Here is a 22,042-nt window from a genome sequence, read left to right on the forward strand (position 1 = left end):
ACCGCCGTTCCGCCGACCGCATCGCCCGCCTTAAGGGGTGCGGGGCCCGTAGTGCCGCCAATGAGTCTCGCCATCGACGCCCCGACCCCGACGGCTCCCGACTGTGCCGACGACGGGACGTGGCTCGCCTGCATCAAGTGCGGGGAGACGTTCGCCCCGTTCGAGGACGTTCGATACACCTGCGACGACTGCGACGGCCTGCTGGAGGTCCGCTACGACGACCCGCCGACGTTCGACGACTTCGGCGCGGGCGCGTCCACCGACGGCCCGGAGCGCGGCGTCTGGCGCTACCGCGAGGGGCTCCCGTTCGACCTCGGCGTCACGCTCCCCGAGGGCGACACCCCGCTTCACGCGATGCCGCGGCTGGAGGCCGACGTCGGCGTCGAGACGCTCCGGATCAAACACGAGGGGATGAACCCGACGGGTTCCTTTAAGGACCGCGGGATGACCGTCGGTGTCCGCGTCGCCGAGGAGCTCGGCGTCGGCGCGCTCGCCTGCGCGTCCACCGGCAACACCTCCGCGGCGTTGGCGGCGTACGGGGGCCGCGCGAGCATGCCCACGCTCGTGCTCCTCCCGCAGGGGAAGGTCGCGGCCGGGAAGATCGCCCAGGCGAGCCTCCACGGCGCGCGCATCCTCGAGGTCGACGGCAACTTCGACGCCTGCCTCGACATCGTGCAGGCGCTCGCCGCCCGCGGCGAGGCCTACCTGCTCAACTCGCTGAACCCGTTCCGCCTGGAGGGCCAGAAGACGATCGGCTTCGAGATCTTAGAGGAGTTCCACGCCGACCACGGCACGTATCCCGACCGGATCGTTCTCCCGGTGGGCAACGCCGGCAACACGTCTGCGCTGTACAAGGGCTTCCGCGAGCTCGTCCAGTCGGGCGCGATCGACGTCGACGACGTCCCCAAGCTGACGGGCGTCCAGGCGGCCGGGGCCGCGCCGATGGTCGAGGCGATCGAGGCCGGCGCGGACGAGGTGCGCCGCTGGGAGGAGGTCGAGACGCGCGCGACCGCGATCCGCATCGGCAACCCCGTCAACGCGCCGAAGGCGCTGCCGGGGATCCGGAACACCGGCGGCACCGCGGTCGCGGTCGAGGACGACGCGATCACGGCCGCCCAGCGCGACCTCGCCGAGGAGGGCGTCGGCGTCGAGCCCGCCTCCGCCGCGAGCGTCGCGGGGCTTCGGAAGCTCCGTCGGGAGGGCGTCGTCGACGACGACGAGCGGGTCGTCTGTCTCACCACCGGTCACCTGTTAAAGGACCCCGACGCCGCCTACGAGGCCGGCGGCGACCCCGAACCCGTCCCGAACGACGTCGACGCGGTCATCGAGCACCTGCGGGAGTAGCTTACACTCCCGAGTAGCTCACACCCCCCAGCCGGGCCGCATCGCCTCGAACTGCGCGGGGTCGTGACCGTACACGACCGTGGCGTCGTGGCGGCGCTCGATCGCCCGGATCCGTCGCAGGCTGTCGCGCCACTCGGTTTTCCCCCACAACAGGGGGCCGCCCAACGGGACCTCCTCGCGGTAGTTCTCGGCCATGTACAGCTGGTCGCCCGCGAACACGAGCGTTCCGGCGTCGTCGTGGTGGAGCACGGACCCGGTCAGCCCGGGCGTGTGGCCGGGGAACCGGACGAACGCCAGGTCGGTAAAGCGCTCCTCGCGGTCGCGGTGGAGGGGTCGCCAGTTCAGGTCGTGGTCGAAGTCGGCCCGGAGGTAGCCGTCGTCGCCCGCGCCGGTGGCCACGCTGTAGTACGCGAACCGGAGCTCCTCCTCGTGGACGTATATCGGGACGTCCGTCCCCGCGAAGAACTCCAACCCGCCGGCGTGGTCGATGTGGAGGTGGCTCACGAACACGGCGTCGATGTCGTCGAGCGCGTAGCCGGCCGCCGCGAGATCATCGTCGAGGCGGTGGTCGGCCGCGTCGTGGGGGTCGAACGCCTGCACGTGTTCGTCGGGCCAGTGACCGTCGGCGGCGGCGTGGTGTGACCCGGTGTCCCAGAGTATCGTCGCCTCCGGGTGGTCGATCACGAGGTTCCACACCGGGATCTCCCCGTAGTCGGCGTCGGGGTTGCGGTCGTCGCGCGTGGCGAGGACGTGGCCCTCCAGCATGTAGTTCATGTCGCAGTAGAGCCCGCCGCGATCGATGACGTGGACGTCGGCGTCGACCATTCTCGGTTCGAGGGAGGGCCGCGCGCGACCATAGTCGTTCCCGTCGGGGGCGTCGACGCGTTCGGCGGCCACGTCGACGTTTAAAAGGCGACTCTCCACCGGTCGGGTATCACTCTACGACTCTGTTGAAATCCTCACGCAGTGATAGGTCTCACGCGTCGTGCTGCATACAGAGGTTGACTTCATCAGAGCCAATTTTCTGGGTTCGGAAATCGCAGCTACTTATTCTCGGCCAGTCATAGTACGTGTATGAACGGCCAATTGCATCGGAAACTCGTCGAAGAATTCTCTGATATTCCGACAATTATCGATTCGGACGGGATGATTACGTATGTGAGTCCCTCAGTCACTCGTACGCTCGGCTACGAGCCAGAAGAGTTGATCGGAGAAGTCGGCTACGAATATCAACATCCCGATAACCGTGACGCCGTTGCCGAGGCTATCGAATACATCCAGAAGAACCCTGATGAGGTTCAAATAATTGAGACTCGGTTTCGTCACGCCGACGGTTCGTGGTGCTGGATCGAGGCAACACTTCAGAACCGGTTTGACGATCCCGACATCGACGGCATCCTCGTGAATAGCCGAGACATCTCTCAGCGAAAACAGCAAGAACAAGAATATCAGGAACTTGCCAAAGAGTACAAAACGCTCCTTGAGAATGTCGAAGATAGTATTTTCTTCCTTAATATCGAGGCAGAAGACACGGAGTACGTGTTTCGGTTCGAACGCCTGAACCGGGCCTACGAGGAACAGACCGGAATTACAACCAAGGAAGTCCGGGGGAAGACCCCGACCGACGTGTTCGGTGAGGACCTCGGAGCAGAACTCGATGCGAACTACCGCCGATGTGTCCAGGCTAATGAGGCAATTTCGTACGAGGAAGAACTCCCTATCGAGCCGGGCGCACGGTTTTGGCAAACGTTTCTTACACCAGTTATTACGAACGGCGAGGTAACCCAGATCATCGGTATCACACGGAACATCACCGAGCGGGTCAAACAGGAACGACAGCTCAGGAGCCAGAAGGAACAACTCGATGAGTTCGCAAGCGTGGTGTCCCACGATTTGCGGAATCCGCTCAATGTCGCACAGGGCCGGGGAGAACTGCTCGCCAACGACTGCGATAGCGAGCATTTTCCCCCAATCGTCAAGTCGCTTGACCGGATGGAGGAAATCATCAGTGATACGCTCACGCTCGCCAGACAGGGTCAGGTTGTCTCGGACCCGGAACCGATAGCGTTAGTCAATGTGGTCGGGACATGCTGGAAAAACGTGCGAACGGACGAGGCAACCATCGAAATCGAGGACGAAGTCACGATCGTTGGTGATCGGAGCCGACTCCAGCACCTCTTCGAGAACCTCTTTCGGAATGCAGTCGAACACGGTGGGGCAGACGTGACCGTTCGCGTCGGCCAAATCGATGACCACGGTATTCACGTCGAAGATACTGGCCCAGGTATTCCTGAAGATGACCATGAGGCAGTGTTTGAACCTGGGCATACCTCGTCGAGTGGCGGGACCGGGTTTGGATTGACGATCGTCAAACGGATCGCTGAGGCCCACGGCTGGCAGGTTACAGTTGTCGATGGAACTGACGGCGGAGCACGGTTCGAGTTCACTGATGTCGATCTTGATCAGTGACCGATTCGCGCTCTGTATTCAGCATGGCGTTCGTGTCAGAGCTGAATGGTTTCAACAGAGCCAAACCCACACTTTTCGGTGCGGCCTTCGCTTATAACGTTGTGAGCTTCGGGGCACAGTCTTTCCTTATAAACCTGTACGCCCAGCGCCAGCCGGGGCCCGCTCAGCGGACCCTCACGCCGAGTGGCGCTCGCTCGCGTCGTCGAGGGTGATCTCCGTCACTTCGACGATCCGGTCGTCGGCGAGCAGGTCGTCGATCGCCGCCTCGGGAACGTCCTGGTCGAGGTTGTACACGGTCAGCGCCTCCCCGCCCTGCGTCTCCCGGGCGTTGAACATCCCCGAGATGTTGACGTCGTGGTCGCCGAGGACGGTGCCGACGTAGCCGATGACGCCCGGCTCGTCCGTGTTGCGCGCGACGAGCATGTGGCCGTACGGGACGGCGTCGACCCGGAACCCGTCGATGCGGACGATCCGCGGATCCTCCCCCGCGAACAGGGTCCCCTCGACCGACAGCTCCGTGTCGCCGTTGCGGACGGTCACGCGAACCAGGCTCTGGAAGTCGTCGGTCTGGCGCGTCTTCGACTCGGTCACCTCGATGCCGCGGTCCTCCGCGAGCTGCGGCGCGTTGACCGAGTTCACCTGCCACTCGAGCGGCTCGAAGACGCCCTTCAGGGCGCTCGCGGTGACGAGGTCGACGTCCTCGGCCGCGATGTCGCCCTCGTAGGACACCTCGATCTCGGTGACGCGCCCGTCGAGCAGCTGTGCGGCCACCTTCCCGGCCGTCTCCGCGACCGCGAGGTACGGCCTGATCCGCGGGAACGCCGTCTCGTCGACCGACGGCGCGTTCAGCGCGGTGAGCACGGGCTCGTCGTTGAACGCCGAGATCACGGCCTCGGCGGTGTCGACGGCGACGTTCTCCTGGGCCGCCTCCGTCGACGCCCCGAGGTGCGGGGTGACGACGATGTCCTCGACGTCGAGCAGCGGCGAGTCGGGCGAGAGCGGCTCCTCCGCGAACGAGTCGAGCGCGGCCCCGGCGAGCACGCCGTCGTCGACCGCCTCGGCGAGCGCGTCCTCGTCGACGATGCCGCCGCGCGCACAGTTGATCAGGTAGCCCCCCTCGAGCTGGGCGAGCTCCTCCTCCCCGATCATCCCTTCCGTTTCGGGCAACAGCGGGGTGTGAACCGTCGCGAAGTCGGCGCGCGCGAGCGCCTCGTGGAGTTCCTCGGCGAGGTCCGCGCCGAGCCGCTCGGCGCGCTCCTCGGAGATGTACGGGTCGTAGACGACCAGATCCATCCCCAACGAGTCGAGCCGCTTTGCGACCTGTTGGCCGACGCGGCCGAGCCCGACGACGGTGAGCGTCTTGTTGTTGACCTCGGTGCCGAGGAACTCGCCTTTCGCCCACTCGCCCTCGACGAGTCGCGCGTGCGCCTGCGGGATCGACCGAGCGACCGCGAACGTCATCGCGACGGTGTGTTCGGCGGCGGCGCGGACGTTCCCCTCGGGGGCGTTCGCCACCACGACCCCGTGGTCGGTCGCGGCGTCGATGTCGATGTTATCGACGCCGATCCCGGCCCGGCCGACGATGACGAGCTCCGGGGCGGCCTCGAACAGCTCCCGGGAGACGTCCGTGCCGGAGCGCACGATGAGCGCGTTGGCGTCGCTGACGGCGTCGAAGAGCGCGTCGCCCTCGACGTCGTAGGCGGTCTCCACCTCGTACCCCTCCTCCCGGAGCCGATCGAGACCCGCGTCCGCGATCGGGTCCGTCACGAGTACCTTCATGCGCGTAGGGTCCGGGGGCGTGGGGTTAACGCTTTCCTCATCGCGCCGTCTTGCCGACGGTTCGGTCCCTCGGTACGTCCCCACAAACCCCTTCGTTTCCGGTGGAACTCGCCGTTCGTCCGCTCGTCGATACACCCTTCCATATCCGCCGACATGACGGCGCATGGACCTCACGATCACGCTGTTCGGTGCGGCCGCCATCGTCGTTCTGACCGGGATCAGCGCGTTCTACTCGAGCTCCGAGCTCGCCGTCTTCTCGGTCGCGGCCCACCGCGTCGACTCGCTCGTCGCCGCCGACGTCCCCGGCAGCGAGGCGCTCGCCCGGCTGCGGGCGGATCCGCACCGCTTCCTCGTCACCGCGCTGGTGAGCAACAACGTCGCGAACATCGCGGCCGCCTCCATCGCGACCGCGGTGTTCGTCCAGTTCCTCCCGCCGAGCCAGGCGGCCACCGGCTCGACCGTCTTCACCTCCTTTTTCGTCATCGTGTTCGGGGAGATCGCGCCGAAGTCGTACGCCGTCGCGAACGCCGAGAAGCACGCCCTCCGCGTCTCCCGACCCGTGGTCGCTTCTCAGCGGCTCCTCCGTCCGGTCCTGTTCGTCTTCGAGGCGGCCTCCGGGCTGGTCAACCGCGTGACCGGCGGCGAGACGGCGATCGAGTCCTACCTCACGCGCGAGGAGATCGAGACGATCGTCCTCTCGAGCGAGGAGGCGGGGGCGATCGACCCCGGCGAGGGGGCGATGATCCGGGGCGTCCTCGACCTGGAGGCGACCCGCGTCACGGCGGTGATGGTTCCGCGGACGGACATGATCGCCGTCCCCGACACGGCCACGCCGTCGACGGTGCTGTCGACGGCCGCCGCCGAGGGCGTCACGCGACTGCCCGTCTACGGCGAGAACCGCGACGACGTCGTCGGGATCGTCGACGTCCGCGACGCGATCCGGGCCGACGCCTCGGGCGCCCCCCTCGTCAGCGTCCTCCACGAGCCGACGTTCGTTCCCGAGTCGAAACCGGTCGACGAGCTGTTCGCGGAGATGCGCGACGGCGGGATCCCGATGGTGCTCGTCGTCGATGAGTTCGGCGCGGTCGTCGGGCTCGCGACGATGGAGGACGTCATCGAGGAGGTCGTCGGCGAGATCGTCGGCCGCGGCGAGACCGAGCACGTCCGCCTCGTCGACCCCGGAACCGCGAGCGCCCGCGGGTGGACCACGGTCGCGTACCTCAACGAGACGCTCGGGATCGACTTGCCGACCGCGGGCGAGTTCGAGACGATCGCCGGCCTGATCACCCACCGCGTCGGCCGGCTCGCCGAGGAGGGCGACCGGTTGGAGATCGACGGCGTCACGCTCACCGTCACCGAGGCGACCGCGACGCGGATCACGCGCGTGTGCGTCGAGTACCGGTCGGACGACACGGACCCCCTAGACGACACGGACCGATCGGACGACACGGACCGATCGGACGACACGGACCGATCGGACGACACGGACCGATCGGACGACGCGGACGCGGAGCGCTGACGGCCCTCAATCGCCCGGATTCGGGAGCGGGAACCGCTCGACGGTCCGGTACGTCGGCCCCTCGTGGGTCCGCGCCGACTCCCTCAGTCGGACCTCGTCGACCTCGAACCGTCCGATCTCCGGGTGTCGCTTGCGAACGAGGTCCTGAACCCGTCGCTTCCCGCGCGCGTCGGTCATCCGCCCGAGCGTGACGTGCGGGGTGAACGCGTGGTTCTCGGGATCGATCCCGATCGCGGTCGTCTCCGCCTCCAGCGCCTCGTGGAGCCGGGTCAGCTCCGGCGCGCCGGCCTCAATACCGGCCCAGACCACGCGGACGTACTCGATCGACGGGAAGACGCCGAACCCGGCGATCGAACAGGTGAACGGCCGCACGTCGGCGCGATCGACCGCGCGCTCGCCGGCCGCGCGGACGTCGTCGATCGCGTCGTCGTCGACGTCCCCGAGGAACTTCAGAGTGAGGTGGGCGCTCCGGGGGTCGACGGGACGAAAGCCCGCGACGTCGTCAGCGAACGGCTCGGCCGCGTCGGCGACCGCGCCCGCGAGCCCGTCGGGGAGGTCGACCGAGAAGAACGCGCGCATGGTCATCGTTCGGTCGCGTGTCGCCGAAAAGCTGTCTCCGGATCGGCGCGGTACGGGCCACGGCGTGACCGCCCCGGTCACGCCGCGGTCGGCTCCTCCTGGGTCTCGACCCAGAACCGCGCGAGGGTGGCGACGAGGACACAGAGGGCGACGCCGCCGAGCCCGACGAGGAAGGAGGCACCGAGCATGCCGACGATCACGACGACGCCGCCGGCGTACCGGCGGTTGCGGACGGCGGTCGGCCCGACGTTACCGTCCTGTCGCTTCGCCGTCCCGTCGAGGTGTAACGAGAGGACCGGCGCGGAGAGACAGACGACGCCGTAGGCGACGAGCCCCGCGAAGAGGAACCCGAACAGTATCGTCTCCATGGGGACGGTAGCGCCCGACCGGGTGATAAGTCGTCCGGGGTGGCCGCTCGACGACTGGGAGGGTCGCCGCACGGCCTGCCGACGTAACCCTTACCCATCGTGACCGCCAACTCCGCCCATATGACCGACGAGCGGGACGCCGACCGTCACGAGTTCTCCGCGGGCCAGGGCGTCGACGCCGACTACGAGGAGTTCACCCTGGACCCGCCGGAGCTGAACGTCGACCCGACGAAGGTCGACCCCGTCGACTCGCGGGTCCTCACCGACGAGCTGGACCGGCGCAACGTCGCCAGCGACGAGGTCGACGTCGACCAGCTGCTCGACGTCGGGCTCTCGTACATGTCGATCAACCGGTTCGAGGAGGCGACCGAGACGTTCGAGCGCGCCGCGATGTTCGCCGAGGACGACACGCTCGACCAGCAGGAGGCGTGGGTGAACAAGGGGGTCGCCCACGCGGAACTGGAGGAGTACGACCAGGCCATCGGCGCGTACGAGGAGGCGCTCCGGATCGACGACGACTCCGAACACGCCGCGACCGCCGAGACCAACCTCGCGTACGCGCTCTGGGAGTTCGGCAGCCACGAGCAGGCGCTCGAACACGCCGAACGGGCCGTCGAGATCGACCCGCGGTTCGCGCAGGCGTGGTACAACCGCGGCTTCTTCCTCGTCGAGCGCGGGCTCGCCGAGGACGCCGTCAACTGCTTCGACAACGCGATCCGGCTCGGCTTCCGGAACGCGGAGGTGTTAGAGGAGAAGGCGCGCGCGCTGGAGGAGGCCGGCGAGCACGACCAGGCCGAGGTGGTCGCCGAGAAGGCCGAGGAGATCCGCCGGGAGGCCGAGGGCCGAATGGTCGAGGAGCACGCGGGCGGTGCGGGTGGCGGTGGCGGTGCTGGCGGCGTGGGCGGTGCGGGTGGTGCGGGCGGCGTGGGCGGCGGCCGAACCGATCGGAAGTCCGGGCGCGAACTGCAGGGAGAGGGCCCAGAGGGGTTTTAAATGCTGCTCCGCGAGCGCGAGACGAAGGAGGGGCTGCTCGTCTCCGTCTGTGACGCGGACTGTCTGGGCGAGACGTACGGGAACGGCACGGCGACGATCACCGTCTCCGAGTCCTTTTACGGGGGCGACGACGCCGTCGAGGCGACGCCCGAGGAGGTCGTCGACGGCCTTCAGCGGGCGCAGGTCGCCAACATCGTCGGCACGGAGGCGGTCGGCGTCGCCGTCGACGCCGGGCTCGTCGACGAGGAGACGGTGCTCGAGTTCGACGGGACGCGCCACGCACAGCTGCTCTGGCTGTAGGTCGGTCGGTGTGAACTGGTCGGTCCGCGTGGGTCAGTTAGCTGGGCCGCGTGGGCCGGTGACACTGTCTGGCCGCCGGCCCGTCGACAGCCATCACGCAAGCCTTTTGTACCACGGCTTGACTACGTTTCCCTAATGACCGCGGGAACTCGTCGCCCGTCCGCCCTTTTCCGAGAGCGACGAGTCCCGCGACCGCGACGAGTCGTCCGACCGCGACCGGTTTCCGGCGCGGCGCGACGACCGGCCCCCCGAGGCCACTAACACCACTTCACTCGTCGCGTTCGCGCCGCTTTGCCCCGTAGAGTCACGACTCCGTCGTCCGTCAGCGTCCGCTCCCTCTATTTCTTACAAAAACTAAACCGTTGAATTTAAGGGTGTTACCCCAGTGTACTCCAGTAATGGCAAAGGCAGCACTCGCGTTCAGTGGCGGACTCGACACCACGGTCTGTGTACCACTCCTGAAGGAGGAGTACGGCTACGACGAGGTCATCGGCGTCACCGTCGACGTCGGCCAGCCCGGCGAGGAGTTCGACGAGGCGTACGAGACGGCCGAGGCGCTCGGCTTGGAACACTACGTCGTCGACGCGAAAGAGGAGTTCGCGGACCTCTGTTTCGACGCGGTGAAGGCGAACGCGACGTATCAGGGCTACCCGCTCGGCACCGCGCTCGCGCGCCCGGTCATCGCCGAGGCGATCCTCGGCGTCGCCGAGGAGCAGGGCTGTGAGGCGATCGCCCACGGCTGTACGGGCAAGGGGAACGACCAGCTCCGGTTCGAGGCGGTCTGGCGCGGCTCGGACCTCGAAGTGATCGCGCCCGTCCGCGAGCTCGGGCTCACCCGCGAGTGGGAGATCGAGTACGCGGCCGAAAAGGAGCTCCCGGTCGAGGCGGGCAACTCCGGCGTCTGGTCGATCGACACGAACATCTGGTCGCGCGCGGTCGAGGGCGGCAAGCTCGAGAACCCCGACTACGAGCCGCCGGAGGACATCTACGAGTGGACCGCCCACCCCGAGGGCGAGACGACGATCGAGGTCGCCTTCGAGGGCGGCGTCCCCGTCGCCGTCGACGGCGAGGAGATGGACCCCGTCCCGCTCATCCAGCACCTCAACGAGTACGCCGGGAAGTTCGGCGTCGGCCGCACCGACGTGATGGAGGACCGCATGCTCGGGCTGAAGGTTCGCGAGAACTACGAGCACCCGGCCGCGACGGTGCTGCTCACCGCTCACGGCGCGCTGGAGGACCTCGTGCTCACGAAGAACGAGCGCTCGTTCAAGAAGGGGATCGAACAGGAGTGGTCCGAGAAGGCGTACCAGGGGCTCACGTTCGCGCCCGTCGTCGACGCGCTGAACGCGTTCGTCGACGAGACGCAGGATGTCGTCACCGGCACCGCGACGGTGAAGGTGTCCGGCGGCAACTGCCGCGTCGTCGCCCGCGACTCCGAGTACGCGGTGTACTCCGAGGAGATGGCGTCGTTCAACACCGAGGACGTCGCCGGCATCGCCCAGGAGGACGCCACGGGCGTCGCGAAGTACCACGGCCTCCAGGAGCGTCTCGCCAACAACGTGAAAAAAGGCGTCTCCAAGCCCGAGCTCGCCACGGACGGCAGCGGCGACGTCGACGAGAACTGACGCCATGACCGACGACCCCAGCACGGCGACCGACGACGCGACCCACGCGACCGGCGCGGACGCGGATGGCTCTCCGGACGCGGAGGGATCCGCGGATTCGGGAGGCTCCGCGGATCCGGGAAGCTCCGCGGAGGCGGGCACGGCGGTCCGTCGCGGCCGCTTCAGCGGCGGCCCCGCCCGCGAGTTCCTGTCGAGCCTCGACGCCGACGCGGCGATCTTCGAGGCCGACCTCGCGGTCGACCGCGCACACGTGGTGATGCTCGCCGAGCAGGGGATCGTCGACGACGCGACGGCGGGAGAGATCCTCGCCGCGCTCGACGACGTGGCGGCCGCCGGCCACGGCGCGCTCTCGGGCGGTGAGGACGTCCACGAGGCGATCGAGACGGCCGTCATCGAGCGCGTCGGTCCGGACGGCGGGCGCATGCACACCGCCCGCTCGCGGAACGACGAGGTGGCGACCTGCATCCGCTATCGGCTGCGCGAGGACGTGCTGGAAGCGATCGCGGCCACGCTCACGCTGCGCGAGGCGCTGCTCGAGGTGGCGAGCGAACACGTCGAGACGACCATGCCGGGGTACACCCACCTCCAGCCGGCCCAGCCGACGACGGTCGCGCACTACCTGCTGTCGTACGAGGGGACCGTCGCCCGCGACACGGCGCGGCTGCTCGACGCCTACGGGCGGGTCAACCGCTCGCCGCTCGGAGCGGCCGCGTTCGCGGGGACGCCGTTCGACGTGGACCGCGACCGGACCGCGGAGCTGCTCGGCTTCGACGGGACGGTCCGCAACTCGATGGACGCCTCCTCGTCGCGCGACTTCCTCACGGAGGCCGCGACCGCGCTCGCGACGCTGTCGACGACGCTGTCGGGGCTCGCGGAGGACCTGATCCTGTTCTCCAATAAGGGCTTTATCGACCTGTCGGACGACTACTCGTCCACCTCGTCGATCATGCCCCAGAAGAAGAACCCCGACACGCTGGAGCTGACCCGCGGCGTCGCCGGCGACGCCATTGGTGAAGCGACGGGGACGCTGAGTCTTTTAAAGGGGTTGCCGCGGGCGTACAACCGCGACCTCCAGCGCGCTCACGCGGGCGTGTTCGAGGTCGCGGGCGACGTGGCCGAGGCGACGCGGGTCGCCGCGGGCGCCGTCGCGACCGCCGACTGGAACGAGGGGACGCTCGCGGACGCCGCGGGCGAGGGGTTCTCGACGGCGACGGGCGTCGCCGACCTGCTCGCGGCCGCGGGGCTCCCGTTCCGGACGGCTCACGAGGTCGTCGCCGAGGCGGCTCCCGCGATCGACGACGGCGACTCGCCGGCGACGGCCGCCGAGACCGTCGACGAGGCGGCACGGAGCGTGTTGGGCGAGTCCCTGTTCGCGTACGTGGGCCGCGACGAGGTCGAGCGTGCGCTCGATCCGGCCGAGAGCGTCGCGAGCCGCGACTCGGCCGGCGGTCCCGCCCCCGACGCGGTTCGCGACGCGCTCGCGGCGGCCGCGGACGCCCTCGAAGAGGACTCGGCGACGCGCGACGCGCGCCGGTCGTCGCTCGCGGCGGCCGCGGAGTCGCTCGAGGCGGAGGTGGCCAGCTATGCGTGACCTCCGCCCGTCGCCGCGGCCTTCGGTGGTTATCGAATATGTCTGAACAATTTCATTGAAAACACGAAGCGGCGTAGAAATCCACTATTGGTGCCGTTAGCTTGCTCTCCGAACGTATATTTTAACAGATAAGTCCGGTAGGTTTATACGGGATAACGTCGTATCCGGAGATACGACAATGAGCCAAGCCGAATGCGTGGAGTGTGGGGCCGACGTCTCCCTCCACGACGACTTAGAGGCCGGAGAGATCATCGACTGTGCGACCTGTGGTGCGGAGCTTGAGGTCATCGACGTCTCCCCGCCGGTCCTCGATCGAGCCCCGGAGCTCGAAGAGGACTGGGGGGAGTGAGATGAAGGTCGGTATCCTCTACTCCCGGATCCGCAAGGACGAGAAGCTCCTCCTCTCGGAGCTTCGCGACCGCGGCCACGAGGTCGAGAAGATCGACGTCCGGAAGGTGCAGTTCGGGCTCGATTCGACCACCGCGAACGTCGAGGACCTCGACGTCGTCGTCGACCGCTGTCTCGCGACGAGCCGGTCGCTGTACGCGACCGAGTTCCTCGACAGCTACGGCGTCCCGGTGGTCAACTCGCCGGAGACCGCGGACGTCTGCGCGGACAAGGCGAAGAACTCCCTCGCGCTCGCGGAGGCGGGCGTCCCGACGCCGAACACGAAGGTCGCGTTCACGACCGAGACCGCGATGGAGATCATCGAGGAGTTCGGCTACCCGTGCGTGCTCAAGCCGGTCGTCGGCTCGTGGGGCCGCCTGATGGCGAAGATCGACTCCCGGAACGCCGCCGAGGCGATCCTGGAGCACAAAGCGACCCTGGGCCACTACGAGCACAAGGTGTTCTACGTCCAGGAGTTCGTCGAGAAGCCCGGCCGCGACATCCGCGTCGTCGCCGTCGACGGCGAGCCCGTCGCCGCGATGACGCGCACGTCGGATCACTGGCTCACGAACGCCGCGAAGGGCGGCGAGACGGCGAGTTTCGACCTCGACGACGAGGCGCTGGACCTCGTCGAGCGGGCGTCGGCGGCGGTCGGCGGCGGCCTGCTCGGCATCGACCTGATGGAGGTCGGCGGCGACGGGCCGAACTACACGGTCCACGAGGTGAACCACACCGTCGAGTTCAAGGCGCTGAACGAGGCGAGCGACGTCGACGTCCCCGCCGCGGTCGTCGACTGGCTGGAGACGAAGGCGGAGGCCGAGTCGGGAAACGGCGACTCGGCGGCGACTGACGGGGAGGAGCTGCTCGTATGAGCGTGGGCACGAACGCGGACACGCCCGACGCGAGCGGCGGTGAGACGTACACCGCCAGCGTCGTCGGCGGCACCGGCTTCACGGGCGGGGAGCTGCTCCGCCTGCTCGCGGGCCACCCGAACGTCGAGGTCACACAGGCGACCTCGCGCTCGGCGACGAACAAGACGGTGGGGCACGCGCACCCGAACCTGCGCGGGCTCGACCTGCGCTTCTCGGACCCCGACGACCTCGAGTCCGTCGACGTGCTCTTCTCGGCGACGCCCCACGGCGTCTCGATGGGACAGGTCGACGACTACTTCGAGGTCGCCGACACGGTCGTCGACCTCTCGGCCGACTTCCGGCTGCCGGAGGCGGCCGCCTACGACGAGTGGTACGACGGGCACGTCTCGCCGGAGTACCTCGAAAAAGCGGAGTACGCGCTCCCCGAACTCAACCGCGAGAACCTGCCGGGGGCGGAGCTGATCGCCGGCGGCGGCTGTAACGCCACCGCGACGATCCTCGGCCTGAAGCCGCTCGTCGACGAGGGGGTCCTCGGGCCCGAGACGGGCGAGGTCGTCGTCGACGTGAAGGTCGGCTCCTCGGAGGGCGGCGCGAGCGGCGGCGCGGCCTCCTCGCACCCGGAGCGTTCCGGCGTCGTCCGCCCGTACGCGCCGACGGGCCACCGCCACGAGGCGGAGATCGAGGCGTACCTCGGGCTCTCCGTCTCCTTTACCGTTCACGCGGTCGACATGGTCCGCGGCGCGTCCGCGACCTGTCACGTGTTCCCGGACGGCCCCGTCTCGAAGGGCGACCTCTGGGGCGCGTACCGCGGCGCGTACGAGGACGAACCGTTCATGCGGCTCGTCTCCGGCGGTGGCGGCGTCTACCGCTACCCCGAGCCGAAGGCGGTCGCCGGCACCAACCACGGCGAGGTCGGCTTCGAGCTCGACCCCGGGAACAAACGGGTCGTCGTCTTCTCGGCGATCGACAACATGATGAAGGGCTCGGCCGGGCAGGCGGTCCACGCGACGAACGTCGCGCTCGGGCTGCCCGAGACCGCCGGGCTCGGGTTCGGTGGGCTCCACCCCGTGGGGTCGCCATGACGGACGGATCCGAGGCGGCCGGAGACGGTTCCGTCGCCGTTGCCGACGGCGGCGACGAGCCGCCGGTCGTCGTGAAGATCGGCGGCGCGAAGGCGGTCGACCCGGCCGGCGCGGTCGGCGACGTGGCACACCTCGTCGCCAACGGGCGCGCGGTCGTCGTCGTCCACGGCGGCTCGACGGTCGTCGACGAGACGATCGAGCGGCTCGGCATGGAGCCGACGTACGTCGAGAGCGCGTCGGGCGTCACCGGTCGGTTCACCGACGCCGACGCGATGGAGGCGTTCACGATGGCGATGGCCGGAACGCTCAACACGGAGCTGACGGCGCTGTTCCGATCGAACGGCGTCGACGCCGTCGGGCTCAGCGGCGTCGACGGCGGGCTCCTCTCGGGGCCCCGCAAGTCGGCGGTCCGCGTGATCGAGGGCGGCAAGAAGAAGATCAAACGCGGCGAGCACTCCGGGCGGATCGAGTCGGTCAACGCGGACCTGCTCGGTTCGCTGCTCGCGGACGGCTACACGCCCGTCGCCTCCCCGCCGATGGCGGGGATCGAGTCGGACGGTGACGTGACCCCGGTCAACACGGACGCCGACCGTGCGGCCGCGGCGGTCGCGGGCGCGCTCGACGCCGACCTCGTCCTGCTGACGGACGTCGCCGGCGTGTACGCGGACCCGGAGGACCCGGGGACGCTGATCGAGTCGGCGTCGACCCCCGCGGGGCTCGAGGCGGTCGAGGACGCCGCCGAGGGCTTCATGGGCAAGAAGGTGATGGCGGCGCGGGAGGCGCTCTCCGGCGGCTCCGCGCGCGTCGTGATCGCCGACGCCAACGTCCGCGACCCGATCGTCGCGGCGCTCGGCGGGTCGGGAACGACGATCACGGCGTCGGCGCTCGCGGACGGCGACGGCGATGAGGGGACCGACGACACTGACACCGGAACCGACACGGACGACACCGACAACGCCGGGACCAACGACACCGACACCGGAACCGACGACGCTACCGGTGCGGCGGGAGGTGACACATGAGCGGCTTCGTCTTCTCGGAGAAGCCGATCACGATCGAGTCGGGCGAGGGCCCGTACCTCTACGGTGCGGACGGCACCGAGTACCTCGACTTCGGCGCGAGCTACGCCTGCACCCCGCTCGGCCACTCGCACCCGGCCGTCACCGAGGCGGTCCGGGCGCAGGCGGCGGAGCTGACGTACGTGCAGGCGTCGTACCCGGTCGACGTCCGGACGGAGACGTACGAGAAGCTGGCGACGGTCGCGCCCGAGGGGCTCGACAACGTCTGGCTCTGTAACTCCGGGACGGAGGCCAACGAGGCCGCGATGAAGTTCGCGCGCTCGGCGACGGGCTCCGAGAAGATCGTCGCCACCAAACGCGCCTTCCACGGTCGGACGATGGGCGCGCTCGCGATGACGTGGAAAAAGCAGTACAAGGCCCCGTTCGAGCCGCTTGCCGGCGGCGTCGAGTTCGTCGACTACGGCGACGTCGCGGCGCTCGACGAGGCGGTCGACGAGGACACCGCGGCCGTCTTCCTCGAACCCGTCCAGGGCGAGGGCGGGATCCACCCCGCGACGGTCGACTACCTGGAAGCGGCCCGCGAGGTCACCGCGGAGGCCGGCGCGGCGCTCGCCTTCGACGAGATCCAGACCGGAATGGGTCGGACGGGGACGCTGTGGGCCTGCGAGCGCGCGGGCGTCGTCCCCGACGTCCTCACGACGGCGAAGGGGATCGCCAACGGACTGCCGATGGGTGCGACCCTGTGTGCGGACTGGATCGCGGACGATCCCGGAAACCACGGGTCGACGTTCTCCGGCGGCCCCGTCGTCTGTGCGGCCGCGAACGCCACGCTCGACACGCTGGTCGACGAGGACGTCCCGGCACACGCCCGCGCGGTCGGCGACTCGCTCGTCGCCGCGCTTTCGGACGCGGCCGACGAGCACGACCTCCCCGTCCGCGAGGTGCGCGGCGAGGGATTGATGATCGGCATCGAGGTCAAACGCGGCGCGAACCGCGTGCTGCGCGACCTCGCGATCCAGGAGAACGTGTTGGCGCTGCCGGCCGGCCGTACGGTCGTTCGGCTGCTGCCGCCGCTGACGATCGACGAGTCGCACGCCGACGCGTTCGTCGACGCGTTCGTCGAGGTGCTCGGCTGATGGCGGACGGCGACGGGGGGAGCGAGACGGACGGGACGGCGGCCGGCTCCAACGTCGTCGCGGGCGGCGGCTACCCCGACGCCTGCGACACGCCGGGCCGCAAGCTGCTGTACGATCTCGTCTCCATCCCGTCGCCCTCCGGCGAGGAGGCGGCGGCCGCGGAGCGCCTGCTCGACTTCTTCGAGGCGAACGGTCGCGAGGCGTGGATCGACGAGGTCGGCAACGTCCGCGCGCCGGCCGACGACGCGGTCCTGCTCACCTCACACATCGACACGGTCCCGGGGGACATCCCGGTCGAGGTGACGCCGGCAGCCGCCGACGACCCCGTGGCGGAGCCCGGCGAGCCCGTGCTGTGGGGGCGCGGCGTCGTCGACGCCACCGGCCCGTTGGTCGCGATGGCGGTCGCGGCCGTCGCGACCGGCGTCTCCTTCGCGGGCGTCGTCCGCGAGGAGACGGACTCCGCCGGGGCACGTCACCTCGTCGCCGAACGCGACGCGCCCGACGCGATCGTCAACGGCGAACCGTCCGGCTGGGACGGCGTCACGCTCGGTTACCGCGGGTTCCTCGCGGGGACGTACGTGAACACCAGCGAGTCCGGCCACTCCTCCCGCCCCGAGCCCAACGCGATCCAACACGCGATCGGCTGGTGGCACGGCGTCGAGGAGGCGTTCACGCCGGCTGACCCCGAGACGGCCGTCTTCGAGCAGGTGACGACCAAGCCGGTCTCGATGGACGGCGGGCTCACCGACGACGGGCTCGCCGTCGAGGCGACGATGGACGTCCAGCTCCGGGTGCCGCCGTCGCGGACGATCGACGAGGTCCACGAGCTGGCTGAGGCCGAGCTGACCACGGGGTCGGTCCACTGGAAGGAGCCGATCCCGCCCGTGATGGAGAGTCCCCGGACCGACCTCGCACGCGCGTTCCGCGTCGCGATCCGCGGCGCGGGCGGCGACGTTCGGCTCATCCGGAAGACCGGCACGAGCGACATGAACCTCTTTGCGGCCGAGTGGGATTGCCCGATGGTCACGTACGGCCCCGGCGACTCCGACCTGGACCACGCGCCCGACGAGCGGCTCGCGCTGTCGGACCTCGACCGCGCGACGGCGGTGTTGAGTGACGTCTGTCGGGACCGACGGTAGGCGTCACGGCGCGCGCCGTGACGCCCTCGCCTCCCTTTTGACCGGCCACGAACCTGGCAAACGACTCACGATCCGACCGCGATTCACGAGACTCACGATCCGATCACGACTCCCGATCTGGCGGCACCCCGATCAACCGACCGACGACGGACCAACGGACCGACGACTGACCAACGGACCGACGACTGACCAACGGACCGACGACTGACCAACCGGCCGACGACGGACACACGACCCACACACCCGACACCACATGACCCTCGACACCGACGACTTCCTCGACATCGACGACGTGACGCCCGCAGAGCTCGATCAGCTGCTCGACCGCGCCGCCGCGATAAAGGCCGGTACGGACGAGTCACGGCTCGACGACGCCACGCTCGGCATGATCTTCGAGAAACCCTCGACGCGGACGCGCGTCTCCTTCGAGACGGGGATGACCCGCCTCGGCGGCCACGCGATGTTCCTCGGTCCCGACGACATCCAGCTCGGCCACGGCGAGCCGCTGAAGGACACCGCCCGCGTGCTCGGCCGCTACGTCGACGTCGTGATGGCGCGGCTGTTCGACCACGCGGACGTCGAGACCCTCGCCGAGTACGCCGACTGCCCCGTGATCAACGGGCTCACCGACGAGGCGCACCCGTGTCAGACCCTCGCGGACCTCCTCACGATCCGCGAGGCGGTCGGCGAGGACGCCCGCGTCGCGTGGGTCGGTGACGGCAACAACGTCGGCCAGTCGTTCGTCGTCGGGGCGGCGATGGCCGGGATCGACGTCTCGGTCGCGACGCCCGCCGACTACGGGATGGACCCGGCGGTGTTCGAGCGCGCGGCCGCCTTCGGCGCGGACGTCGAGCCGACGACGGATCCGAAGGCGGTCATCGGCGACGCCGACGTCGTCTACACCGACGTCTGGATCTCGATGGGCCAGGAGGACCTCCGCGAGGAGAAGCTGGCCGCCTTCGACGGGTTCCAGGTGAACGAGTCGCTGCTCGCCGACACCGACGCCGACGTGATGCACTGCCTGCCGGCTCACCGGAACGAGGAGATCACGGACGGCGTGATGGAGTCGGACCGCGCGCTCGTCTGGGAGCAGGCGGAGAACCGGATGCACGCACAGAACGCGCTGCTCGTCGAGCTGCTGGACGACGCGTAGTCGGCGATGCCGGCTCCGTTCGACTCGCTCCGGCTCCGTTCGACTCGTTCCGGCTCCGTTCGATTCTCGTCAAGAACGACGTGCGAGATCCCGCGGAGAAATCAAGCATCGACGGCACTTCCAACGGCAATGAAAAACCCAGTGATAGCAGTAACGACGGCGACTGTGCCGATCGCAAACATACCGACTCGGAAGAGTTCACCTCCAAGCCGGTCGGCGGTGAGTATCAGAAAAACTGCAGTTACGACGCTGATAAGCACTAACGTGCGACCGAACCGGAAGAAGTCGATACCCGGTTCAGCTGACACGGTTGAGAACCTCCATTAACACGCCGTTATATTCGTCGTCGGTCGCAGCGTTACCGAGCGAATGGATCGACTGGCTGATCCACAACCCTGCCGTGAAATTTATGAATGCGACCATAGAGATGACTCCGATGTCTCCCTCGACGAACAGTCCAGAGACGACTGCCCCGACGAAGCCGATTCCCATGAGAGCATGTGTGACGAGCGAGCGTGAACCGAAATCAGCGAGACGTACGGAGAGGCGCGATCCAACGGGCATACATCAGTTATGAGCAGCTACGGCAATAGATTTTCCGCCGCTTGATGTCGGGCATTCCCCTCGAAGCTTGTAATACGCCCCCACCAGCGGCGAAAAACCGGTGGCTAGCGCTGATCTCGGCGTCAACCGACCCTTGGGAAACTGGAGGCGAGACACGCCAACACGAGATACGCACGGCGCATTCTGTACGCTCGTGCCAACGTCTCTGCTCACGAGCGAATGCTCCGCCTGTCGGTCTGCACCCTTCAGCGACCGTCCGTTTCACACTCTGTTGCGTCTGAAGGTGTGGCTTTCAACGAGGCCCTCGCCCCGTCTCACCCCTCCGGTTCGGGGAGGCGGAGCGTGAGGAGGATGACGACGAGCATGATCCCTGCCAACACGAAATAACCCTCGTCGAAGTACCCGCGGTCCGCGACCAGCCCGAACAGCACGGGCCCGGACGCGCCCAGCGTCGCCACCGCGGTGCGGACCACGCCCAACCCGGTCCCGCGGAGGTCGTCGGAGAACGCCTCCGAGAGGAACGACTGGGTGATAGCACCGGACCCGAGCATCGTGCTCACGAGGGCGGTCACCACGACGAGCGCCGGCAGACCGTTGACGAACGGGAGCAGGACGAGCCCGACCAACGGTCCCGACAGCACCCCCACGAGGGAGGCGCGTGCGCCGATCCGGTCGTACGCCGCGCCGGCGGTCGGCTTGACGACGACGCCGACGGCGAAAAAGAGGCTGAAAAGCAGCGCGGCCGTCGACGACGCGAGCCCCTTCTCCTCGACCAGATACGTCGGGAAGAACCCCGTAAACGCCTGCCAGATGAAGATGTAGAGGAAGAGGATGAACGCGAAGAAGGCCATGTTCGTCGCGCGGAGCTCGACGAGGAGGTCCCTGGCGACGTCCATCGAGAGCTCCTCCATCCCGGTCCCCGAGCCGTTCGGCTCGGGGAGCACGACCCAGAGCGCGACCGCCGCGACGGCGAGCAACGGGACCATGAACCCGAGCCCCGCCTGCCACGCGGCCGCCACGGCGACCGCGCCCGCGATCGGCGGGAGCACGGTCTGTCCGAGATCGCCCGTCGCCATCGTCACGCCGAGCGCGCTGCCCACCCGGTCGGGATACATGTCGGTGAGGACCGTGATCCGGGCGATCGGGTACAGCGACTGCCCTAACCCGACGAGGGCGGTCGCGGCGAACAACGCCACCGCCGTCGGCGCGAGCACGACCGCCAGCACGCCCCCCGCGACGACGACCGTCCCGATCGTCATCACCGAGCGTTCGCTGTAGCGGTCCGCCAGGATCCCGCCCGGGAGCTGTCCGATCGCCGAGCCCAGCCAGAGGACGGTCACGAGCACGCCCGCGACGGCGAGGCTGAGGCCGTACTCCGCGCGGAAGTACGGCAACAGGACCGGGTAGATCATCCGCGTCCCCAAGAGCAGGCCCCACACGCCGGCGATGACGACGAGGGACCGACCCTTCCCGTCGGCCCATAGCGCCCGCGCCTCCCGGCCGATCGGAACGAGGGGGTTCATCGGGGCTCGTCCCCGCGACGGGTCGGTCCCGACGGTGCCGCGGTCCGGCGGCTACTCATCCGCGCAGGCGCTCGGCGTGCTCGACGACGACGCGGCCGAGCCGCTCCGTCCGCCGGCGGAGGTCGTCGTCGTGGAACCGCCCGTCGTCGTCGAAGGCGGCCGAAGCCCCCCGGATCCCGACCTCGTGGGGGACGACCCACGCGTGAACGTTTCGGAACGTCGACCGGAGGTGTTCGAGGGTGCCGCCGTAGGAGCCGCCGCCGGCCGTCGCCAGGAGCCCCACCGCGGTGTATTCGTACTCGTCGGAGCCGCAGAAGTCGTGGAAGTTCTTGAACGTCGAGGAGTAGGAGCCGCGGTAGACGGGCGAGCCGGCGATCACGCCGTCGGCCTCGCGGACGGTCCGGGTCAGCCGCTCGCTGTCGCCCTGGGCGTCCTCGTCGGGGTGATACAGCGGGAGATCGACCGCGCCGAGGTCGATCAGTTCCGTCTCCGCGCCGGCCTCGGCGGCGGCGGTGAGCGCGGCGCGGAGGGCAGTCTTCGTCGTGCTTCCGTCCCGGCGGCTGCCGGAGATCGCGACGATACGGGTCATACACCGGCTCG

At 68.7% G+C, this 22,042-nt stretch carries 22 protein-coding genes; 14 read left to right on the plus strand and 8 right to left on the minus strand.

All coding sequences use genetic code 11. The features are described 5' to 3' along the window. Nucleotides 1–60: 60 nt before the first annotated feature. Complete coding sequence (gene thrC / locus GRS48_RS01585) at nucleotides 61–1,344, plus strand: threonine synthase (RefSeq protein WP_159483187.1); 1,284 nt, start codon at nucleotides 61–63, stop codon at nucleotides 1,342–1,344. 18 nt (nucleotides 1,345–1,362) lie between these two features. Here thrC and GRS48_RS01590 read toward each other — a convergent pair whose 3' ends face one another. Continuing rightward, entirely contained in the window at nucleotides 1,363–2,169 is an 807-nt protein-coding gene (locus GRS48_RS01590) for an N-acyl homoserine lactonase family protein (protein ID WP_159483188.1), read from the minus strand. A 249-nt stretch (nucleotides 2,170–2,418) separates the two neighbouring features. Here GRS48_RS01590 and GRS48_RS01595 point away from each other — a divergent pair, with 249 nt between their 5' ends. Then, entirely contained in the window at nucleotides 2,419–3,813 is a 1,395-nt protein-coding gene (locus tag GRS48_RS01595; RefSeq protein WP_159483189.1) for a PAS domain-containing sensor histidine kinase, read from the plus strand. A gap of 174 nt (nucleotides 3,814–3,987) precedes the next feature. On the opposite strand, the gene serA is transcribed toward GRS48_RS01595, so the two are convergent. After that, nucleotides 3,988–5,592: a phosphoglycerate dehydrogenase gene (gene serA / locus GRS48_RS01600; protein WP_159483190.1), complete on the minus strand. Its 1,605-nt coding sequence runs from the start codon at nucleotides 5,590–5,592 to the stop codon at nucleotides 3,988–3,990. A 163-nt stretch (nucleotides 5,593–5,755) separates the two neighbouring features. Here serA and GRS48_RS01605 point away from each other — a divergent pair, with 163 nt between their 5' ends. Beyond that, nucleotides 5,756–7,111, plus strand: coding sequence for a hemolysin family protein (locus GRS48_RS01605; protein WP_159483191.1), 1,356 nt, complete (start codon nucleotides 5,756–5,758; stop codon nucleotides 7,109–7,111). A gap of 6 nt (nucleotides 7,112–7,117) precedes the next feature. On the opposite strand, the gene thpR is transcribed toward GRS48_RS01605, so the two are convergent. Then, nucleotides 7,118–7,690, minus strand: a complete 573-nt coding sequence (gene thpR / locus GRS48_RS01610; protein WP_159483192.1) for an RNA 2',3'-cyclic phosphodiesterase — start codon at nucleotides 7,688–7,690, stop codon at nucleotides 7,118–7,120. A gap of 77 nt (nucleotides 7,691–7,767) precedes the next feature. Next, nucleotides 7,768–8,058 (minus strand): hypothetical protein, encoded by a 291-nt coding sequence (locus GRS48_RS01615; protein ID WP_159483193.1) that lies wholly within the window; start codon nucleotides 8,056–8,058, stop codon nucleotides 7,768–7,770. Between the two features lie 120 nt (nucleotides 8,059–8,178). Here GRS48_RS01615 and GRS48_RS01620 point away from each other — a divergent pair, with 120 nt between their 5' ends. From GRS48_RS01620 to argF, 11 genes are all read left to right on the plus strand, one after another. Then, nucleotides 8,179–9,051, plus strand: a complete 873-nt coding sequence (locus GRS48_RS01620; RefSeq protein WP_159483194.1) for a tetratricopeptide repeat protein — start codon at nucleotides 8,179–8,181, stop codon at nucleotides 9,049–9,051. Next, on the plus strand, nucleotides 9,052–9,351 hold the full coding sequence (locus GRS48_RS01625) for a DUF424 domain-containing protein (RefSeq protein ID WP_159483195.1): 300 nt from the start codon (nucleotides 9,052–9,054) through the stop codon (nucleotides 9,349–9,351). It abuts the gene before it with no gap. Nucleotides 9,352–9,749: 398 nt separating this feature from the next. Continuing rightward, on the plus strand, nucleotides 9,750–10,976 hold the full coding sequence (locus GRS48_RS01630; RefSeq protein ID WP_159483196.1) for an argininosuccinate synthase: 1,227 nt from the start codon (nucleotides 9,750–9,752) through the stop codon (nucleotides 10,974–10,976). A 4-nt stretch (nucleotides 10,977–10,980) separates the two neighbouring features. Beyond that, the gene (argH, locus tag GRS48_RS01635) at nucleotides 10,981–12,567 is read left to right on the plus strand and encodes an argininosuccinate lyase (protein WP_159483197.1); all 1,587 of its coding nucleotides are present in this window, start codon (nucleotides 10,981–10,983) and stop codon (nucleotides 12,565–12,567) included. Nucleotides 12,568–12,745: 178 nt separating this feature from the next. Then, entirely contained in the window at nucleotides 12,746–12,916 is a 171-nt protein-coding gene (gene lysW, locus GRS48_RS01640) for a lysine biosynthesis protein LysW (RefSeq protein ID WP_159483198.1), read from the plus strand. Nucleotide 12,917: 1 nt separating this feature from the next. Beyond that, on the plus strand, nucleotides 12,918–13,826 hold the full coding sequence (gene lysX, locus GRS48_RS01645; protein ID WP_159483199.1) for a lysine biosynthesis protein LysX: 909 nt from the start codon (nucleotides 12,918–12,920) through the stop codon (nucleotides 13,824–13,826). Then, nucleotides 13,823–14,908 carry an N-acetyl-gamma-glutamyl-phosphate reductase gene (argC, locus tag GRS48_RS01650; RefSeq protein ID WP_159483200.1) on the plus strand — a complete coding sequence of 362 codons (1,086 nt, stop codon included), beginning with the start codon at nucleotides 13,823–13,825 and terminating at the stop codon, nucleotides 14,906–14,908. Before lysX ends, argC begins: the two co-directional genes overlap by 4 nt. Further along, entirely contained in the window at nucleotides 14,905–15,930 is a 1,026-nt protein-coding gene (locus GRS48_RS01655; protein WP_159483201.1) for an acetylglutamate/acetylaminoadipate kinase, read from the plus strand. The genes argC and GRS48_RS01655 overlap by 4 nt, the downstream gene beginning before the upstream one ends. Further along, complete coding sequence (locus GRS48_RS01660; RefSeq protein ID WP_159483202.1) at nucleotides 15,927–17,063, plus strand: aspartate aminotransferase family protein; 1,137 nt, start codon at nucleotides 15,927–15,929, stop codon at nucleotides 17,061–17,063. Before GRS48_RS01655 ends, GRS48_RS01660 begins: the two co-directional genes overlap by 4 nt. After that, complete coding sequence (locus tag GRS48_RS01665; RefSeq protein WP_159483203.1) at nucleotides 17,063–18,202, plus strand: [LysW]-lysine hydrolase; 1,140 nt, start codon at nucleotides 17,063–17,065, stop codon at nucleotides 18,200–18,202. Before GRS48_RS01660 ends, GRS48_RS01665 begins: the two co-directional genes overlap by 1 nt. 253 nt (nucleotides 18,203–18,455) lie before the next feature. Beyond that, on the plus strand, nucleotides 18,456–19,355 hold the full coding sequence (gene argF / locus GRS48_RS01670) for an ornithine carbamoyltransferase (RefSeq protein WP_159483204.1): 900 nt from the start codon (nucleotides 18,456–18,458) through the stop codon (nucleotides 19,353–19,355). Between the two features lie 101 nt (nucleotides 19,356–19,456). Here argF and GRS48_RS01675 read toward each other — a convergent pair whose 3' ends face one another. From GRS48_RS01675 to GRS48_RS01690, 4 genes are all read right to left on the minus strand, one after another. Next, entirely contained in the window at nucleotides 19,457–19,663 is a 207-nt protein-coding gene (locus tag GRS48_RS01675) for a hypothetical protein (protein ID WP_200840191.1), read from the minus strand. Next, nucleotides 19,653–19,919: a hypothetical protein gene (locus GRS48_RS01680; protein WP_159483205.1), complete on the minus strand. Its 267-nt coding sequence runs from the start codon at nucleotides 19,917–19,919 to the stop codon at nucleotides 19,653–19,655. The genes GRS48_RS01675 and GRS48_RS01680 overlap by 11 nt, the downstream gene beginning before the upstream one ends. Nucleotides 19,920–20,233: 314 nt before the next feature. Then, nucleotides 20,234–21,442, minus strand: coding sequence for a nitrate/nitrite transporter (locus tag GRS48_RS01685; protein WP_159483206.1), 1,209 nt, complete (start codon nucleotides 21,440–21,442; stop codon nucleotides 20,234–20,236). Between the two features lie 55 nt (nucleotides 21,443–21,497). Next, complete coding sequence (locus GRS48_RS01690) at nucleotides 21,498–22,031, minus strand: NADPH-dependent FMN reductase (RefSeq protein ID WP_159483207.1); 534 nt, start codon at nucleotides 22,029–22,031, stop codon at nucleotides 21,498–21,500. Nucleotides 22,032–22,042: the final 11 nt, after the last annotated feature.

This window comes from Halorubrum sp. JWXQ-INN 858 (genome assembly GCF_009806985.1).
Taxonomy (GTDB): domain Archaea; phylum Halobacteriota; class Halobacteria; order Halobacteriales; family Haloferacaceae; genus Halorubrum.

Coding starts and splice junctions, on each gene's coding strand:
- thrC (WP_159483187.1), top strand. CDS start 61: ATGAGTCTCGCCATCGACGCCCCGACCCCGACGGCTCCCGACTGTGCC.
- GRS48_RS01590 (WP_159483188.1), bottom strand. CDS start 2,169: ATGGTCGACGCCGACGTCCACGTCATCGATCGCGGCGGGCTCTACTGC.
- GRS48_RS01595 (WP_159483189.1), top strand. CDS start 2,419: ATGAACGGCCAATTGCATCGGAAACTCGTCGAAGAATTCTCTGATATT.
- serA (WP_159483190.1), bottom strand. CDS start 5,592: ATGAAGGTACTCGTGACGGACCCGATCGCGGACGCGGGTCTCGATCGG.
- GRS48_RS01605 (WP_159483191.1), top strand. CDS start 5,756: ATGGACCTCACGATCACGCTGTTCGGTGCGGCCGCCATCGTCGTTCTG.
- thpR (WP_159483192.1), bottom strand. CDS start 7,690: ATGCGCGCGTTCTTCTCGGTCGACCTCCCCGACGGGCTCGCGGGCGCG.
- GRS48_RS01615 (WP_159483193.1), bottom strand. CDS start 8,058: ATGGAGACGATACTGTTCGGGTTCCTCTTCGCGGGGCTCGTCGCCTAC.
- GRS48_RS01620 (WP_159483194.1), top strand. CDS start 8,179: ATGACCGACGAGCGGGACGCCGACCGTCACGAGTTCTCCGCGGGCCAG.
- GRS48_RS01625 (WP_159483195.1), top strand. CDS start 9,052: ATGCTGCTCCGCGAGCGCGAGACGAAGGAGGGGCTGCTCGTCTCCGTC.
- GRS48_RS01630 (WP_159483196.1), top strand. CDS start 9,750: ATGGCAAAGGCAGCACTCGCGTTCAGTGGCGGACTCGACACCACGGTC.
- argH (WP_159483197.1), top strand. CDS start 10,981: ATGACCGACGACCCCAGCACGGCGACCGACGACGCGACCCACGCGACC.
- lysW (WP_159483198.1), top strand. CDS start 12,746: ATGAGCCAAGCCGAATGCGTGGAGTGTGGGGCCGACGTCTCCCTCCAC.
- lysX (WP_159483199.1), top strand. CDS start 12,918: ATGAAGGTCGGTATCCTCTACTCCCGGATCCGCAAGGACGAGAAGCTC.
- argC (WP_159483200.1), top strand. CDS start 13,823: ATGAGCGTGGGCACGAACGCGGACACGCCCGACGCGAGCGGCGGTGAG.
- GRS48_RS01655 (WP_159483201.1), top strand. CDS start 14,905: ATGACGGACGGATCCGAGGCGGCCGGAGACGGTTCCGTCGCCGTTGCC.
- GRS48_RS01660 (WP_159483202.1), top strand. CDS start 15,927: ATGAGCGGCTTCGTCTTCTCGGAGAAGCCGATCACGATCGAGTCGGGC.
- GRS48_RS01665 (WP_159483203.1), top strand. CDS start 17,063: ATGGCGGACGGCGACGGGGGGAGCGAGACGGACGGGACGGCGGCCGGC.
- argF (WP_159483204.1), top strand. CDS start 18,456: ATGACCCTCGACACCGACGACTTCCTCGACATCGACGACGTGACGCCC.
- GRS48_RS01680 (WP_159483205.1), bottom strand. CDS start 19,919: ATGCCCGTTGGATCGCGCCTCTCCGTACGTCTCGCTGATTTCGGTTCA.
- GRS48_RS01685 (WP_159483206.1), bottom strand. CDS start 21,442: ATGAACCCCCTCGTTCCGATCGGCCGGGAGGCGCGGGCGCTATGGGCC.
- GRS48_RS01690 (WP_159483207.1), bottom strand. CDS start 22,031: ATGACCCGTATCGTCGCGATCTCCGGCAGCCGCCGGGACGGAAGCACG.